Origin of the sequence: Rhodobacter maris (genome assembly GCF_900217815.1) — a bacterium.
Taxonomy (GTDB): domain Bacteria; phylum Pseudomonadota; class Alphaproteobacteria; order Rhodobacterales; family Rhodobacteraceae; genus Rhodobacter; species Rhodobacter maris.
In genome coordinates this window covers 273,770-289,560 of record NZ_OBMT01000001.1, presented here as the reverse complement: position 1 = coordinate 289,560, position 15,791 = coordinate 273,770, and the positions used below count along the sequence as shown (strand labels likewise).

Genomic DNA, 15,791 nt, shown 5'->3' with positions numbered 1-15,791 from the left:
ATTGAAAAAATGGATCAATTTACCCTCAACCTGATCGTTGTGGGCGCCACTTTCGCGCTCTACTTCGGCATCGCGATCTGGGCCCGCGCGGGCTCGACCGCAGAGTTCTATGCCGCGGGCGGTGGCGTCCACCCCGTTCTGAACGGCATGGCCACCGGCGCGGACTGGATGTCGGCCGCCTCTTTCATCTCGATGGCCGGGATCATCGCCTTCGGCGGTTATGACACCTCAGCCTATCTGATGGGCTGGACCGGCGGCTATGTGCTCCTTGCCATGCTGCTCGCCCCCTATCTGCGCAAGTTCGGCAAGTTCACTGTGCCGGAATTCATTGGCGACCGCTTCTACTCGGGCACGGCCCGCGTGATCGCGGTGATCGCGCTCCTGATCATCTCGATCACCTATGTGATCGGTCAGATGTCGGGTGTGGGCGTGGCCTTTTCGCGCTTCCTTGAGGTGAAAGCCTCGACCGGCCTCTATATCGGTGCGGCGATCGTGTTCGCCTATGCCGTGCTCGGCGGCATGAAGGGCATCACCTACACGCAGGTGGCGCAATATGTCGTGCTGATCATCGCCTACACGATCCCGGCGATCTTCATCTCGCTCAACCTGACCGGCAACCCGATCCCCCCGCTCGGCCTGTTCTCCGACGCGACCGCGACCGGCACGCCGCTCCTGGAAACGCTCAATGGTCTGCTCGCCGATCTGGGCTTCAAATCCTACACCGCGCAGTCGGACAACACGCTGAACCTGTTCCTGTTCACCGTCTCGCTGATGATCGGCACCGCGGGTCTGCCGCATGTGATCGTGCGCTTCTTCACCGTGCCGAAAGTGGCGGATGCCCGTTCCTCGGCCGGCTGGGCGCTCGTCTTCATCGCGCTTCTCTACCTCACCGCGCCTGCGGTGGCGGCGATGGCGCGCGTGAACCTGATCAACACCTTCTTCCCGAACGGCCCGCAAAACGCGCCGCTCGCGATGGCGGACACGCCGGAATGGGTGGACAACTGGACCAAGACCGGGCTGCTGAAGGTCACCGACCTGAACGGCGACGGCATGATCCAGTACTACAACGACGGTGCCACCAAACAGGCGACCGCTCTGGCCGATGCCAAGAAAGCCGGGGATGAAGCCGCGATCGCCGCTGCGCAAGCTGCGTTCGACGAAGCTGCCGCCGCTGGCGCTGCGAAACTTGCCGCCACCAACCCGCAGGCTGCGAGCTGGAAAGGCAACGAGCTCACCGTGAACAACGACATCATGGTGCTTGCCAACCCCGAGATCGCGCGGCTTCCGTCCTGGGTGATTGCGCTTGTGGCCGCCGGTGGTCTGGCCGCCGCGCTCTCGACCGCTGCGGGCCTTCTGATGGCGATCTCGTCCGCCGTGTCGCACGACCTGATCAAGGGCCAGATCAACCCCTCCATCTCGGAAAAAGGCGAGCTGATGGCCGCCCGGATCTCGATGGCGGTGGCGATCGGCGTGGCGACTTGGCTCGGCCTCAACCCGCCCGGCTTTGCCGCGCAAACCGTGGCGCTCGCCTTCGGTCTGGCCGCCTCGTCGATCTTCCCGGCGCTGATGATGGGCATCTTCTCGAAGAAGGTGAACTCGACTGGTGCGATCGCGGGCATGCTCGCCGGTCTGATCGCGACGGTGGTCTACATCTTCCTGCACAAGGGCTGGTTCTTCGTCGCCTCGACCGCCTCGTTCTCGGACTCGGCGCCGCTCTTCCTCGGCATCAAGTCGACCGCCTTCGGGGCCGTGGGCGCGCTGATCAACTTCGCCGTGGCCTTTACGGTGACGGCGATGACCCGGCCGGTTCCGGCGAACGTGGTCTCGCTCGTCGAGTCGATCCGTGTGCCGAAAGGTGCCGGTGCGGCGACTGGCCACTGAGCCAAATCCTGAAAACCGCGGGCGGGGATCTTTCCCGCCCGCACCCCGCCCGCTACAGCTGCGGGGATCCCCTGCGAGGAGATTGTCATGGAAACCGATCGTCAGGCCATCATCGCCTTTCTGGAAACGGTGCACCCCTACGACACCCTGCCGCGTGACGAGCTGGCCGATGTGGCCAGTTCCTTCCGCCGCATGGAATTTCGCCCCGAGGCGCTGATCTATGTCTACCAGACCCCGATCGGGGGGCTTTACCTGATCAAGCAGGGCGCGGTGGAAATCACCGATGGCAATGGCGGGCTGGTCTCCCTCCTCGGTCCGCGCAACTCCTTTGGCGAGCGCGGGATTTTGCGCGACGGGCTTGCCGCCACGCAGGCGAAGGCAAGCGAGCAGACGATCTGCCTCGTCCTGCCCACGCCCACCTTCAAGCGGCTGATCGAGACCTATCCGTCGTTCGAGCGCTTCTTCAACCGCAAGCGCGGCGAGAAGGTCTCCAATGACATCGCCACCCAGAAAGTGGCCGATCTGATTGCCCGCAAGCCCTTGTTCTGCGGGCCGGAAACCACGGTGGTGAGCGCCGCGCAGATGATGCGCGATGCGCATGTCTCCTCGCTGGGCGTGGTGGCGGAGGCGGAGCGACTTCTGGGCATCATCACCGTGCGCGATCTGGCGAACAAGGTGCTCGCCTCCGAGATGCCCGGCACCACCCCGGTGGCCGAGGTGATGACCGCCGATCCGGTGAGCCTGCCGCCCACCGCGCTCGGCTCGGATATCTTGCATATCATGCTTGAGCGGCGCATCGGCCATCTGCCGATCACCGAGCAGGGCCGCTTTGTCGGCATGATCACCCAGACCGATCTGACGCGCTTTCAGGCGGTCTCCTCGGCGGTGCTCATCCGCGACGTGGTGAGCGCCGAGACCGTGGCCGAGATGGCCGCCGTCACCGCGCGGATCCCGCAACTGCTCACTCAGCTTGTCGGCGGGCATCACAGCCACGAAGTCGTCACCCGCCTTGTCACCGATATCGCCGATGCGGTCACCCGCCGCCTTCTGGTGATGGCGGAACGCGAACTGGGCGCGCCGCCCGTGCCCTATCTCTGGCTCGCCTGCGGCTCGCAGGGCCGGCAGGAACAGACCGGCGTTTCCGATCAGGACAATTGCCTGATTTTCGACGATGCCGCGACAGCGGAAGACATGGCCTATTTTCAGGCGCTGGCCAAGATCGTCTGCGACGGTCTTAACGAATGTGGCTACGTCTATTGCCCCGGCGAGATGATGGCGATGAGCCCGCGCTGGTGCCAGCCGGCGCGTGTCTGGCGTGACTATTTCCTCGGCTGGATCAACACGCCCAACCCGGAGGCGCAGATGCTCGCCTCGGTGATGTTCGACCTGCGCCCGATTGGCGGAGGTGGCATTGCCATGTTCGAGGCGCTCCATGCCGAAACCCTCGCCATGGCTGCGAAAAACTCGATCTTCGTGGCGCATATGATCTCGAATTCGCTCAAGCACACGCCGCCCCTTGGCCTCATTCGCGGCTTCGCCACGATCCGTTCGGGCGAGCACCGCAACCATATCGACCTGAAGATGAACGGCGTGGTGCCGGTGGCCGATCTGGCGCGCATCTATGCGCTGCAGGGCAAACTGCCCCCCGCCAACACCCGTGCCCGGCTGAAGGCCGCCGAGGAGACGGGCGTGATCTCGCCCTCCGGCGCGCGCGATCTGATCGAGGCCTATGATCTCATTGCCACGATGCGGCTTGAAAATCAGGCCACGCTGATCCGCGCGGGCCGCAAGCCCGACAATTTCCTCGCCCCCTCCGATCTGAGCGATTTCGAGCGCTCGCATCTGCGCGACGCTTTCGTCGTGGTGCGCACGATGCAATCGGCGGTTGGGCACAGCAAGGCGGTGGTGAGCTGAATGGTCAATGACTTCATCACGATGATCGCGGCAGGCCTGCTGGCCGGGCTGATGGTTTTCGTGTTGCGCCACGCCACGCGCAAGCTCTCCGGGCGCGAGTTGCCGCGCTGGCTGATGCCGACGGCGGCGGGGCTTGCGATGCTCGGCGTGACGATCTGGGGCGAATATGCCTGGTTTGCCGAGGCAAAATCGCGCTTGCCCGAAGGGGCGGTGGTGGTGCAGGCCAATGCCGAGGCGGAGGCCTGGCGCCCCTGGACTTATCTCTGGCCGGTGACGAACCGGTTTGTTGCGCTCGACACCGGGGCCGCCACCCGGCCCGAACCTGATCTTGTTGCGGTCAACCTCTATCTTGTGGCGCGCTGGCAGCCCGTGCAACCGGTTGCCGTTGTTTACGATTGTGCGGGGCGCCGGCAGGCGATCCTGGGGGGGGGCGGGCTGGATGCGGCCAACTGGATGGCCTCGTCCCAGAACGATGCCGGGCTCCAGGCCGCCTGTGCGGGAGGTTGAGATGAATGAGCCGGGCAGAAAGCGGCGCGTGCTGATCATCGAGGACGAGGACAATATCGCCATCGCGCTCGACTATCTGATGAGCCGCGAAGGGTTCGACCATGACCGTCTCGCGACCGGCCGCGGAGCGCTTGACCGGATCCGCGCCGAACAACCCGACCTCGTGCTTTTGGACGTGATGTTGCCCGAGGTTTCGGGCTATGAGATCTGCCAGGAGGTTCGCGCCGACCGCGGCCTTTCCGAAGTGAAGATCCTGATGATGACAGCGCGCGGCTCGGCGATGGAGCGGCGCAAGGGGCTGGCGCTCGGCGCCGATGGATTCATCGCCAAGCCTTTCGAATTGAAGGAATTGCGCGACGAGGTGCACCGGCTGCTCGACGCGGGAGGGGCGTGATGCGCCTTGCCCGTCTCAGCCTGCGCCTGCGCGTCTTCCTGTTTTTCGCGGCGCTGGCTCTGGGCAATATCGTCGCGCTGGTAGCGGGGCTTGTGTTCGGCTTCGAGAAACTGGGAGAGCCCGAAGCGCTCGATGGCTTCATCATCGGCGGCGTGGTTGCGGGCTTCGTCATCACCGGGTTGATCACGGCGGTCTGGTTTCTCTTCGACGAAAACGTGGCCAAACCCATCGAGCGGCTCGCAGGCGGGATCCGGGCGCGCACGCATTCCCAGATCGAGACCGATCTCGACGCCGAGGCGGGGCGCTATCTGGGCGATCTTGCCCCCGCCGCCGCCGCGATCACACGCCATCTGAACGAGACCCGCTCCGCGCTCACTGAATCCGTGCAACGCGAGACCACCCGGCTTGCGCAGGAAAAAGACCGGCTCGAAACCCTGCTCAGCGATGTGCCGGTGGGCGTTTTGCTCTGCACCGCGGCGCATCAACTTGTGTTTTATAACGGTCAGGCGACCGATCTTCTGGGCGGCACCCATGCGCCGGGGCTTGACCGGCGGGTGTTCGATTATCTCCACCCGGCGCCGATCCTGCATGCCTATGCGCGGCTTCTGGAGACCGACGACCCCGACGCTGCCTCCGATCTTCTCTGCGCCACCACCGCCGATGGCAAGACGCTCGCGGCGCGGATGCGGCTCATCTCCGAGGGCGAGGATCACCACGTCACGCGCCGCGCGGGCTATGTGCTCACGCTGCGCGACGTGTCGGCCGACATGCGCGCGCACGCCCGGCGTGAGGCGCTGATGGACGAGCTTTTCGACCGCATCCGCCGCCCGGCGGCGGCGCTGCAATCGCTCACCGGGGTGCTCATCGCTGATGACGGGCCGAGCGAACCCGCGGCGCGGGCCCGGTTGCGCGGTGCCGCGCGTGAGGAGGCGGCCAATCTCGGCGCGGCGATCCATACGCTGTTCGAGCGCCACGAGGCCATGCGCAGCGACTGGGGCGCGCTCTCGATGGTGCGCGCCTCCGATCTGGGCGAGGCGGTGCGGGCGCGGCTCGCCGCCTCGGGCGAGGAGATCACGCCGGTCACCGCGCCGCTCATCCTGCGCATTGAAGGCTTCGAGATGGTCTCGCTGCTGGCAATGCTCGGGCGCGAACTTGGCCCCGAGCGGCATGAAAAACGGCTCGAGATCATCGAGGAGGGGGCGGGGGCGCTGATCGCGCTTGAATGGCGGGGCGAGCGGGTGCCGATCTCCGTTCTCGAGCGCTGGCTCGACCAGCCGCTCGAAGTCGGGATGGAAGATGTGACCGGGCGGCGGGTGATTGCGGCCATGCCTCCGAGATCTGGCCCGAGGATCTGGGGCCGGGCCGCGGGCGGATCTGCATTCCGTTGCGCGAGGCACGCCGCGCTTCGAAACGGCCGCCGCCGGTACCGCGCGCGGTGGTCTATGATTTCGACCTGCTGGGCCGGGCGCGCGAGGGCGAGGTGGCCCAGACCCCGCTCGACCGGCTCACCTTCGTTGTCTTCGACACCGAGACGACGGGGCTTTTGCCCTCCGAAGGCGATGAAATCGTGCAGATCGCCGCGGTGCGCATCGTCAATGGCCGGCGTGTGGAGAGTGAGGTGTTCGACACCTTGGTCAATCCGGGACGGCCGATCCCCGCGGTCTCGACTGCGGTGCACGGGATCTCGGAAGCGATGGTGGCCGAGGCGCCCGGTATCGTCGAGGTCGGGCGACGGTTTCACAAATTCGCGGAAGGGGCGGTGCTCGTCGCCCATAACGCGCCCTTCGATCTGGAATTCCTGCGCCGCAAGGAGGGGGTGATCGGGCTCAGCTTCGACCATCCGGTGCTCGATACGGTGCTTCTTTCGGCCGTGGTTTTCGGGCAGTCCGAAGGTCACAGCCTTGACGCGCTCACCCACCGGCTCGGCATCACCATCCCCGAAGAGGCCCGCCATACCGCGATCGGCGATACGGTGGCCACGGCGGATGCCTTCCTGAAACTGCTCCCCGCGCTCAAGGCGCGCGGGCTCGTGACCTTTGGCGATGTCGTGGCAGAAGTGCGCCAGCACGGGCGGCTGCTCAAAGATCTCAACGGGTGAGGGGCCGGTCGCTGGCGGCAGTGTGCGCCCCTGAGAGGTCAAGGCCGGAGCTTCCGGGTCTTGCCCGGTCGTAGCCTCTTCATGTGGCCGCGGTCTCGCGACAGAGCCTTCCCCACCGGGGTACGAATGCCGGTTTCCAAAAGCGGTTGTTCCCCGTAAATACGCAACAGGTGCCGCAAGGCCACTGGTCACCGGCCGCGGATCCGTCCGGTGACCAGAGTTCTTCCCGCCCTTTCCCTGTGTTTTCAATTCGATCGTCTGCCCCGTGACCCCTGCTGCCCAGCTCCAAGCCACCCTTGATCTGATGTCTGAAATCGGCCTGACCGCGCGCCCCGCGGATGCTGTCGTCTCTGCCTGGTTCCGGGCACGCCGCCAGATTGGCGAACGAGACCGGGGTGAGATCATCGCCTTGCTGCAGGCGCTGCTACGCCATCATGCGCGGCTGGGCTGGTGGCTTGAGAGACACGGGCGCCGGGACACGCCCCGCAACCGCCTTCTGACATGGCTGACGCTTGCCGAGCGCAGGTCGCTCACGCAAATGCAGCGGCTCTTTTCCGGCGCGAAATTCGCGCCCGCCGCGCTGACGGAGCCGGAACAGACGCTCATGGTCAAGCTGCATGGCGGCACGATCAACCACCCGGCCATGCCTGAAGAGGTGTGCCTCGAATGCCCGGACTGGGCGGCCGAGGCGCTGCGGCGGCGTTTCGGAGAGGATTTCGCGGCCGAGATGACGGCGCTGTTGACCCCGGCGCCGCTCGATCTGCGTGTCAATACGCTCAAATCGACGCGCGCGGCGGCGCTGCGAGGCTTGCAGGAGCTTGGCCTGAGCGCCGAGCTTTCGCAGCGGGCCCCCCATGGCATTCGGGTGCGGGAGCGCCCCTCTCTCGCGCGTCTTGTCGCGCTCAAGAACGGCGAGATCGAAATTCAGGACGAGGGCTCGCAGCTGGTCGCGCTTCTGGTTGATGCCCGGCCCGGCGATCGCGTGGTGGATTTTTGTGCGGGAGCGGGCGGCAAGACGCTGGCGATGGCGGCGCAGATGACGAACAAGGGCCGGATCATCGCCTGCGACATCAACGAGGGTCGGCTGAAACGCTGTGCCGAACGCGCCCGGAGGGCCGGGTTGCAAAATGCCGAGACCCGGCTTCTGACGAGCGAGACAGACCGCTGGGTGAAGCGCCACAAGGGCAGTTTCGACCGCGTTCTGGTCGATGCTCCCTGCTCGGGCACCGGCACCTGGCGGCGCAATCCCGATGCCCGCTGGAGCACTCCGCAGGAGCAGGGGCTCGACGGGCTCGCGGCCTTGCAGGCCCGGATCCTTGCCAGCGCGGCGCGCCTCGTGAAGTCGGGCGGGCGGCTCGTTTACGCGACCTGTTCTTTGCTGTCGGAGGAGAACGAGGTCCAGGTGGCTGCGTTTCTCGCGACGCATCCGGAATTTCGGGTCGTGCCACTGTCGGAGGCCGCGCCGCAGATCAGAGGCTCGGCGCATCCGGACTATCTGTCGCTGACGCCCGCCCGCCACGATACCGATGGCTTCTTCGCCGCGGTGTTGAGCCGGCAGGTGCAGCCCGAGGCCGGGCCTGCCTGATCCGCCGGAGCTCATTTCTTCGGAAACGGCACGCCCTTCGTGGTGAAAGTCTTCCCCCCCGGGCCGGGGCGCGAGGAGCTGCGCTTGGGCGCCGCCTTTGCGGTTCCGGGCGGCTGATGGGCGGGCACCAGCTGGTGAGCGCCCGGGCCGATCAGGTCGGCGCGCCCCATCGCTTTCAGAGCCTCGCGCAGAAGCGGCCAGTTCTCGGGGTCATGGTAGCGCAAAAAGGCCTTGTGCAGCCGCCGCTGCCGTCCACCCCGCACCGTGCCCACCGGCTCGGAGGCGCCGCGGCGCACCCCTTTGAGCGGGTTGACGCCAGTGTGATACATCGCCGTCGCCGTCGCCATCGGCGAAGGCAGGAAGGTCTGCACCTGATCGGCGCGGTAGCGGTTCTTTTTCAGCCAGAGCGCGAGGTTGAGCATGTCCTTGTCGGTCGTGCCCGGATGGGCGGCGATGAAATAGGGGATCAGATAGTATTTCTTGCCCGCCTGCTTGGCTGCCGCATCGAACATTTCCTTGAACCGGTCATAGGTGCCGATGCCGGGCTTCATCATCACGTCAAGGGGGCCCCGCTCGGTATGTTCGGGCGCGATCTTGAGGTAGCCGCCCACGTGATGCGTGACGAGTTCCTGGATATATTCGGGGCTGCGCACGGCGAGATCATAGCGCACGCCCGAGGCAACCATCACTTTCTTCACCCCCTTCACCTCGCGCACCTTGCGGTAAAGCCGGATCAGGTCGTCATGCGAGGTGTCGAGGTTGGGGCAGATCTCGGGAAAAACGCAAGAGGGCAGCCGGCAGGCCGCCTCGATCTTCGGATCCTTGCAGGCCATCCGGTACATGTTGGCGGTAGGGCCGCCGATGTCGGAAATCACCCCCGCAAAGCCGGGCGTCTTGTCGCGGATCTGTTCGATCTCGCGCAGGATCGAGGCCTCGGAGCGGCTCTGGATCTTACGGCCCTCATGTTCGGTGATCGAGCAAAAGGTGCAGCCGCCAAAACAGCCGCGCATCACCGTGACCGAGGTCTTGATCATGTCCCAGGCGGGAATCTTTGCCGCGCCATAGGAGGGGTGCGGTGCGCGGGCATAAGGCAGGTCGTAGACCGCGTCCATTTCCTCGGTGCTCAGCGGGATCGGTGGCGGCGTGAGCCAGAGGTCGCGGTCGCCATGACGTTGCACCAGCGGGCGGGCATTGCCCGGGTTGGCCTCGCGGTGCAGCACCCGCGAGGCGCGCGCATAGGCCTCGCGATCGGTCTCGACCTGCTCGAAGGAGGGCAGCCGGATCACCGTGTCGCCAGAGGTGCGGCTGGCGCCCTCGTCTGCGGAATCAAGATCGTCGGCGGGCAGTTCGGTGACCGTTTCGGGCACGGGGCGGAACAGGGCAATGCCCCGGATGTCGCACAGATCGCGCGGCGCCTCGCCGGCAGCCAGACGATTTGCGACCTCGACGACCGCCCGCTCGGCATTGCCATAGATCAGCAGATCCGCCTTGGCATCGGCAAGGATCGAGCGGCGGACCTTGTCCGACCAGTAGTCGTAATGGGCGATGCGGCGCAACGAGGCCTCGATGCCCCCCAGAACCACCGGCACATCCTTGTAGGCTTCGCGGCAGCGCTGGGTATAGACGATGGTACAGCGGTCCGGCCGCTTGCCGCCTTCGCCGCCCGCCGTATAGGCGTCGTCATGGCGCAGCCTGCGGTCCGAGGTGTAGCGGTTGACCATCGAATCCATATTGCCGCCAGTGACACCAAAGAAGAGCCGCGGACGGCCCAGTGCCCGGAACGGCTCGGCCGACTGCCAGTCGGGCTGCGAGATGATACCGACACGGAACCCCCGGGATTCGAGCAGACGCCCGATGATCGCCATGCCGAAGCTCGGGTGGTCGACATAGGCATCGCCGGTGACAAGGATGATGTCGCAATCTTCCCAGCCAAGCGCCGACATCTCGGCGCGGCTCATCGGCAGGAACGGCGCCGCTCCCGCGCCACAGGAAGGCGCGCATTCGCGCGACCGGAGGGGGGAATTTTCAGAGGAAGTGATCATTGCCCTTTTTAAGCTGTGCTTGCGCTGAATTCAACTCGACTCGCAGCGGGCTCGGAGGCGCGCCGCGCGCCCGCTGCGGCGCGCCGGTACACAGGGGCTGCACCGGTTCCTCCGGCCCGTATAGTCGGACGTTCAGGGGCGGGCGCGCAAAATTTGATCATCTTTCGCCAAGCGGCAAAAACGGCTACTCTGCAGGTGATCAACAGCCCGAAAGGACACAGGTGGACAACCTTGTCGTACGAGAGCCCGCGCATTTGAGCGTCTATCGCGGTATCCGCGACCTGATCCTGTCGGGCGATCTGGCGCCGGGGCATCCGGTCACGATTCAGGGGCTTGTGGCGCGGCTCGATGCCGGGGTCACGCCGGTGCGCGAGGCGATCCGGCGGCTGACCTCGGAGGGGGCGCTGCAGTTTCATGATAACCGCCGCGTCACCGTGCCGGTGCTGAGCGTCGCGCAGGTGGACGAGCTGATCTTCGCGCGCAATGCGCTGGAACCCGAGCTCGCGCGGCGTGGTGCCCTGCGGGCCGCGGCCTCAGACATCGCTTTGCTCGCGCGTATCGACGCGGCCCATACTGCCGCCATCGCTGAGGGCAACACGCGCCAATACATGGTGCAAAACCACCGCTTTCACATGACGCTTTATGCGCTGGCGGGGACCGAAGTCATTTTGCCAGTGGTCGAGGCTTTGTGGCTGCGCTCGGCCCCGGCGCTGCGGGTGATGTGCGGGCGGTTCGGCACCTCGAACCTGCCCGACATGCATCAGGCGGCGCTTGCCGCGATGCGGGAGAACGACCCGGCGGGCGTGGCCGAGGCGATCCGGCTCGACATTCTGCAGGGGATGGAAAACGTCCGCGAGCTTCTCGCCGCGGCGCAGCCCGGCTGAGGGCCGGGCCGCCGCCCTTGCCTCAGGCGCTCTTGTTCAACCCTTCCTCAGTGATGCGCTCAAGCGTTTCATCGAGAGATTTCAAGGCTCTCTCGATCAGAATGTCGATCTCGGCGGGGGTGATGACAAGCGGCGGCGAGATGATCATGCGGTCGCCCACATGGCGCATCACGAGGTTGTTGGCAAAGCAGCGCTCGCGGCAGATATAGCCCACCGTCCCCGATTTCGCGGCAAACTTTGCGCGGGTTTCTTTGTTCGGCGTCAATGCGATCGAGCCCATCATGCCGATGATCCTGGCCTCACCCACGAGCGGATGCGCGGCGAGGCTCTCCCATTTCGCCTTGAGATAGGGCGCGGTCTCGGCGCCGACGCGGGCGACGATGCCCTCCTCGTCGAGAAGCCGCAGGTTCTCAAGCGCCACGGCCGCCGCGACCGGATGGCCCGAATAGGTGTAACCATGCGCGAATTCATCCGAGCCATTGATCACCGCCGCGACCTTGTCCGAAACGATCGAGGCGCCCATCGGGATATAGCCCGAGGTCAGCCCCTTCGCGACGGTCATGATGTCGGGGGTGATGCCGAAGGTCTGGCAGCCGAACCAGTTGCCGGTACGCCCGAACCCGGTGATCACCTCGTCGGCAATCAGAAGGATGTCATATTGGCGGCAGATGCGCTGGATCTCGGGCCAGTAGCTCGCGGGCGGAATGATCACGCCGCCTGCGCCCTGCACCGGCTCACCGATGAAAGCCGCGACGTTCTCGGCCCCGATTTCGAGGATCTTTTCCTCAAGCTGACGGGCGCGGGTGAGGCCGAACTCTTCCGGGCTCATCTCGCCGCCCTCAGACCACCAGTCGGGTTGGTCGATATGGACGATGCCCGGGATCGGCAACCCGCCCTGCGCATGCATCCCCTTCATGCCGCCGAGGCTGGCCGCGCCCATGGTCGAGCCGTGATAGCCGTTCCAGCGTGAAATGATCACATTTTTTTCGGGCTTTTCGAGCACCTGCCAATAGCGGCGCACCATGCGGAGATTGGTGTCGTTCGAATCCGAGCCCGAGCCGTTGAAGAAGACATGGTTGAGATCGCCCGGCGCGAGTTCGGCCAGCCGCTTCGCCAGCTGGATCGCGGGGATATGCGAGGTCTGGAAGAAGGTGTTGTAAAAGGGGAGCTGGCGCATCTGCTTTGCGGCCACCTCGGCCAGTTCTTCGCGGCCATAGCCAACGTTGACGCACCAAAGCCCGGCCATGCCGTCGAGAATTTCCTCGCCCTCGCTGTCGGTGATCCAGACCCCTTTGGCCTTGGTGATGATCCGCGCGCCTTTCTTCGCCAACCCGTCGCCATCGGTGAACGGGTGCATGTGATGCGCAGCGTCGAGCGCCTGCAGTTCAGCGGTGGGGAGGTGGTTCTCGAACATCGGCTGTCCTTTCCGGTCTGGAGGCCGCCGGGCGGCTCTTCTCAAGATATGATCAAATTAAGAGGCAACGTCAATCCGATCCCGGATCGCGGGGAAAACCGCGTTTCGTGCGCAGACGATTCGTCCACCGCCGCTTCGGACCCGGCTCTCGCCCGTGACGCTGCGCAGACCCGGGGCGGTAGTGATGAAATTATGTGCATTCGATCAAGGATTTCGCGTCAGGCGCAAGAAACCCTTGCCAGCACGCCGGATCGCCACAAAACTCGACTCAATATGATCAAATCCGAAGGGATCTGGTGTGGCCAAACACATCATCTCGGCACGCAATCTGGTGAAGGCTTTCGGCACGGGCGAATTCGCGGTGCGCGCGCTCGACACCGTTTCGCTCGACATCCGCCCCGGCGAATTCTTCACGCTTCTTGGCCCCTCGGGCTGCGGCAAGACCACGCTTTTGCGTCTCTTCGCGGGGTTTGAGATGCCCAGCGCCGGTACGATCCTGCTCGATGGCGAGGATGTGACGGTGCTGCCGCCGAACCGGCGCCCGATCAACACGGTGTTTCAGAGCTATGCGCTCTTTCCGCATCTGACCGTGGCCGAAAACGTCGGCTTTGCGCTGAAGATGCAGGGCAAGCCCCGCGCGGAGATCGAGGCGACCGTGGCACGGATGCTTGCGCTGGTGCGGCTCGAGGCGATGGCCGGGCGCAAGATCACCCAGCTTTCGGGCGGGCAGCAGCAGCGCGTGGCGCTCGCGCGCGCGCTGGCCCCGCATCCGAAGGTGCTGCTCCTCGATGAGCCCCTTTCCGCACTTGATCTCAAGCTGCGCAAAGAAATGCAGGTCGAGTTGAAGCGGCTGCAGAACGAGACCGGGATCACCTTCATCTTCGTCACCCACGATCAGGAAGAGGCGCTGACGATGTCGGACCGGATCGCGGTGATGAGCGCGGGCAAGTTGCAGCAGGTGGGCACGCCAAAGGAGATCTACACCCATCCGATCAACCGTTTCGTTGCGGCCTTCATCGGTGAGACGAACTTTATCGAGGCCGTGGGCGAAACAGGCGGCGCCCGGCTGAAGACCGGCGATCTGATCCCGGTCGAGGGCGTGTTGCACGGACCCGTCACCGTGGCGATCCGGCCCGAGCAGCTGCGCCTTGTGCCGCCAGAGACCGAAGGCGCCATCGCCGCCACCGTGCGCGATCTGGTCTATTTCGGCACCGGCACCCATTGCCACATGGCTCTGGCCGACGGCACCGCGCTCACCGCGCGGCTGCAAAGCCCGGCGAGCGGCGAGATCGGCCTGGCTCTGGGCGAGAGTGTCGGCGTTTTGCCCACCCCGGGCGCCGCACAGCTTTTGAGGGAGTGAGATGAGCGCCGCAGAAGAGGCTGAGCGCGCCCGCACCACCCGAAACGCCTGGGCGCTTGTCACCCCCGCGCTGATCGTGCTGATGGCCGCGGCAATCGGCCCGCTCGTTCTGGTGTTGATCTATTCCTTCCTCACGCCGGGCGATTACGGCAACGTGGTCTGGAGCTTCTCGCTCGAAGGCTGGCAAAAGGTCGTGGTCGAGCGCGACATTTTTGATGAGACCCTGCATCTGGCGCAGGCGCATCTGACGATCTTCTGGCGCTCGGTCAGCCTGTCGCTCGTGACCACGCTGCTCTCGTTCTTTGCGGGGTTTCCGACCGCATGGTTCATCGCGACCCGCCCCGCAAGCCAGCGCGCCTTCTGGCTCTTCCTGATCACCCTGCCGTTCTGGACGAACCTGTTGATCCGCACCTTCGCGATCAACCAGATCATCCGTAACGAGGGGCTTTTGAACACGATCCTTCTGAAGCTCGGGATCATTTCGGCGCCGTTGCAGATGACCTATACCGAGGGCGCGCTTCTGATCGGCATGGTCTATGTCTACCTGCCGCTGATGGTGCTGCCGCTTTACGCCGCACTCGAACGCTTCGACCGGCGGCTCCTTGAGGCGGCCTATGATCTTTACGCCTCGCGCTGGCAGGTGCTCCTGCGCGTTGTGCTGCCGATTGCGCGGCCGGGCATCGTGGCGGGCTCGATCCTTGTCTTCGTGCCCTGCCTCGGCGCCTATGTGACGCCGCGCATCCTCGGCGGCGGCAAGCTGATGATGATCGGCAATTTCATCGAGCTGCAATTCGGTCAGGGGCGGAACTGGCCGCTCGGCGCGGCGCTCTCGATCGTGCTGCTGGTGATCGTGATGGCGGCGCTTCTTATTTATGTGCGGGCAATCAACGGGGAGAAACGCGGTGTCTGAGCAGCGCTCCTTCGATGTTGCCGACCTGCCGGGTGTCGGCCCGACCGCGCTTCTGGTCTTTGCCGGGCTCTATGCGCCGATCGTGACGCTGGTGGTCTATTCCTTCAACGCCGCCCCCTCGGTCGCCACCTGGGATGGCTTCACCTTCGATTGGTATCTGAAGGCCTGGCACAACAGCACGGTGATGAATGCGGCCGCCAATTCGCTGATCATCGCCACCCTGGCCGCGCTCTTTTCGACCGCGCTGGCCACGCTGGCAGCCCTCGGCACCACCCGCCGCCCCGCCTTTTTCGGCATCACCGCGATCTATGCGGCGATCAACCAGCCCTTGATGGTGCCCGAGATCGTCACCGCCGTGGCCCTTCTGATCGTGATTGCCGCGATCAAGGCCGCCACCGGCTATGCGGGGCTGGGCTATCTGGTGATCGCGCATACGGCCTTTTGTATCCCCTTCGCCTATCTGCCGATCCGCGCGCGCCTCGAAGGCATGGATCTGACGCTCGAGACCGCCGCAGCCGATCTTTACGCAAGCCCGTGGCAGAGCTTTCGTTTCGTCACTCTGCCGCAGCTCACGCCGGGCATTCTGGCAGGCTGGATGCTCGCCTTCGTCACCTCGCTTGATGACGTGGTGATCACCGAATTCATCAAATCCCCCGGGCAGGACACCCTGCCCACCTACATGCTCGGCCAGCTGCGCCGCGCCATGACCCCCGACATCAACGCGCTCTCGGCGGCCCTTCTGGGGCTGACGCTGGTGCTTTTGTCGGGATTTTTCCTGCTCAGCCGCCGCAAGAGCTGAGAC

The 15,791-nt window shown here is 65.2% G+C and carries 12 protein-coding genes; 10 read left to right on the top strand and 2 right to left on the bottom strand.

Features of this window, described 5'->3' with window-relative positions; genetic code table 11:
- Positions 1–9: 9 nt before the first annotated feature.
- From CRO22_RS01330 to CRO22_RS01305, 6 genes are all read left to right on the top strand, one after another.
- Positions 10–1,881 carry a sodium:solute symporter family protein gene (locus CRO22_RS01330; protein ID WP_097068307.1) on the top strand — a complete coding sequence of 624 codons (1,872 nt, stop codon included), beginning with the start codon at positions 10–12 and terminating at the stop codon, positions 1,879–1,881.
- An 87-nt stretch (positions 1,882–1,968) separates the two neighbouring features.
- A complete protein-coding gene (locus CRO22_RS01325; RefSeq protein ID WP_097068306.1) occupies positions 1,969–3,795 on the top strand; it encodes a DUF294 nucleotidyltransferase-like domain-containing protein in 1,827 nt (608 codons plus the stop codon).
- The gene (locus CRO22_RS01320) at positions 3,796–4,302 is read left to right on the top strand and encodes a hypothetical protein (RefSeq protein WP_097068305.1); all 507 of its coding nucleotides are present in this window, start codon (positions 3,796–3,798) and stop codon (positions 4,300–4,302) included.
- Between the two features lies 1 nt (position 4,303).
- Positions 4,304–4,696: a response regulator transcription factor gene (locus tag CRO22_RS01315; RefSeq protein ID WP_097068304.1), complete on the top strand. Its 393-nt coding sequence runs from the start codon at positions 4,304–4,306 to the stop codon at positions 4,694–4,696.
- Between the two features lie 1,222 nt (positions 4,697–5,918).
- Positions 5,919–6,794, top strand: a complete 876-nt coding sequence (locus CRO22_RS19110; protein WP_245860847.1) for a 3'-5' exonuclease — start codon at positions 5,919–5,921, stop codon at positions 6,792–6,794.
- Between the two features lie 304 nt (positions 6,795–7,098).
- Entirely contained in the window at positions 7,099–8,379 is a 1,281-nt protein-coding gene (locus tag CRO22_RS01305; RefSeq protein ID WP_245860846.1) for an RsmB/NOP family class I SAM-dependent RNA methyltransferase, read from the top strand.
- An 11-nt stretch (positions 8,380–8,390) separates the two neighbouring features.
- Here the strand turns inward: CRO22_RS01305 and CRO22_RS01300 are convergent, their stop codons facing one another.
- On the bottom strand, positions 8,391–10,421 hold the full coding sequence (locus tag CRO22_RS01300) for a YgiQ family radical SAM protein (RefSeq protein ID WP_097068302.1): 2,031 nt from the start codon (positions 10,419–10,421) through the stop codon (positions 8,391–8,393).
- A 221-nt stretch (positions 10,422–10,642) separates the two neighbouring features.
- Here CRO22_RS01300 and CRO22_RS01295 point away from each other — a divergent pair, with 221 nt between their 5' ends.
- Positions 10,643–11,305, top strand: a complete 663-nt coding sequence (locus CRO22_RS01295) for a GntR family transcriptional regulator (protein ID WP_097068301.1) — start codon at positions 10,643–10,645, stop codon at positions 11,303–11,305.
- A gap of 22 nt (positions 11,306–11,327) precedes the next feature.
- On the opposite strand, the gene CRO22_RS01290 is transcribed toward CRO22_RS01295, so the two are convergent.
- Entirely contained in the window at positions 11,328–12,719 is a 1,392-nt protein-coding gene (locus tag CRO22_RS01290; RefSeq protein ID WP_097068300.1) for an aspartate aminotransferase family protein, read from the bottom strand.
- A gap of 298 nt (positions 12,720–13,017) precedes the next feature.
- Here CRO22_RS01290 and CRO22_RS01285 point away from each other — a divergent pair, with 298 nt between their 5' ends.
- From CRO22_RS01285 to CRO22_RS01275, 3 genes are read left to right on the top strand one after another with little or no spacing between them, the layout of a single operon-like run.
- Positions 13,018–14,079 (top strand): ABC transporter ATP-binding protein, encoded by a 1,062-nt coding sequence (locus CRO22_RS01285; protein ID WP_097068299.1) that lies wholly within the window; start codon positions 13,018–13,020, stop codon positions 14,077–14,079.
- Position 14,080: 1 nt separating this feature from the next.
- Positions 14,081–14,989, top strand: a complete 909-nt coding sequence (locus CRO22_RS01280; RefSeq protein WP_097068298.1) for an ABC transporter permease — start codon at positions 14,081–14,083, stop codon at positions 14,987–14,989.
- Positions 14,982–15,788 (top strand): ABC transporter permease, encoded by an 807-nt coding sequence (locus tag CRO22_RS01275; RefSeq protein ID WP_245860845.1) that lies wholly within the window; start codon positions 14,982–14,984, stop codon positions 15,786–15,788. Before CRO22_RS01280 ends, CRO22_RS01275 begins: the two co-directional genes overlap by 8 nt.
- Positions 15,789–15,791 lie beyond the last annotated feature (3 nt).

Bases quoted from the DNA above. Each gene is read 5' to 3' on its own strand.
- CRO22_RS01330 (WP_097068307.1), top strand. From the start codon at position 10: ATGGATCAATTTACCCTCAACCTGATCGTTGTGGGCGCCACTTTCGCG.
- CRO22_RS01315 (WP_097068304.1), top strand. From the start codon at position 4,304: ATGAATGAGCCGGGCAGAAAGCGGCGCGTGCTGATCATCGAGGACGAG.
- CRO22_RS01280 (WP_097068298.1), top strand. From the start codon at position 14,081: ATGAGCGCCGCAGAAGAGGCTGAGCGCGCCCGCACCACCCGAAACGCC.
- CRO22_RS01300 (WP_097068302.1), bottom strand. From the start codon at position 10,421: ATGATCACTTCCTCTGAAAATTCCCCCCTCCGGTCGCGCGAATGCGCG.
- CRO22_RS01320 (WP_097068305.1), top strand. From the start codon at position 3,796: ATGGTCAATGACTTCATCACGATGATCGCGGCAGGCCTGCTGGCCGGG.
- CRO22_RS19110 (WP_245860847.1), top strand. From the start codon at position 5,919: ATGGCGGGGCGAGCGGGTGCCGATCTCCGTTCTCGAGCGCTGGCTCGA.
- CRO22_RS01325 (WP_097068306.1), top strand. From the start codon at position 1,969: ATGGAAACCGATCGTCAGGCCATCATCGCCTTTCTGGAAACGGTGCAC.
- CRO22_RS01290 (WP_097068300.1), bottom strand. From the start codon at position 12,719: ATGTTCGAGAACCACCTCCCCACCGCTGAACTGCAGGCGCTCGACGCT.
- CRO22_RS01305 (WP_245860846.1), top strand. From the start codon at position 7,099: ATGTCTGAAATCGGCCTGACCGCGCGCCCCGCGGATGCTGTCGTCTCT.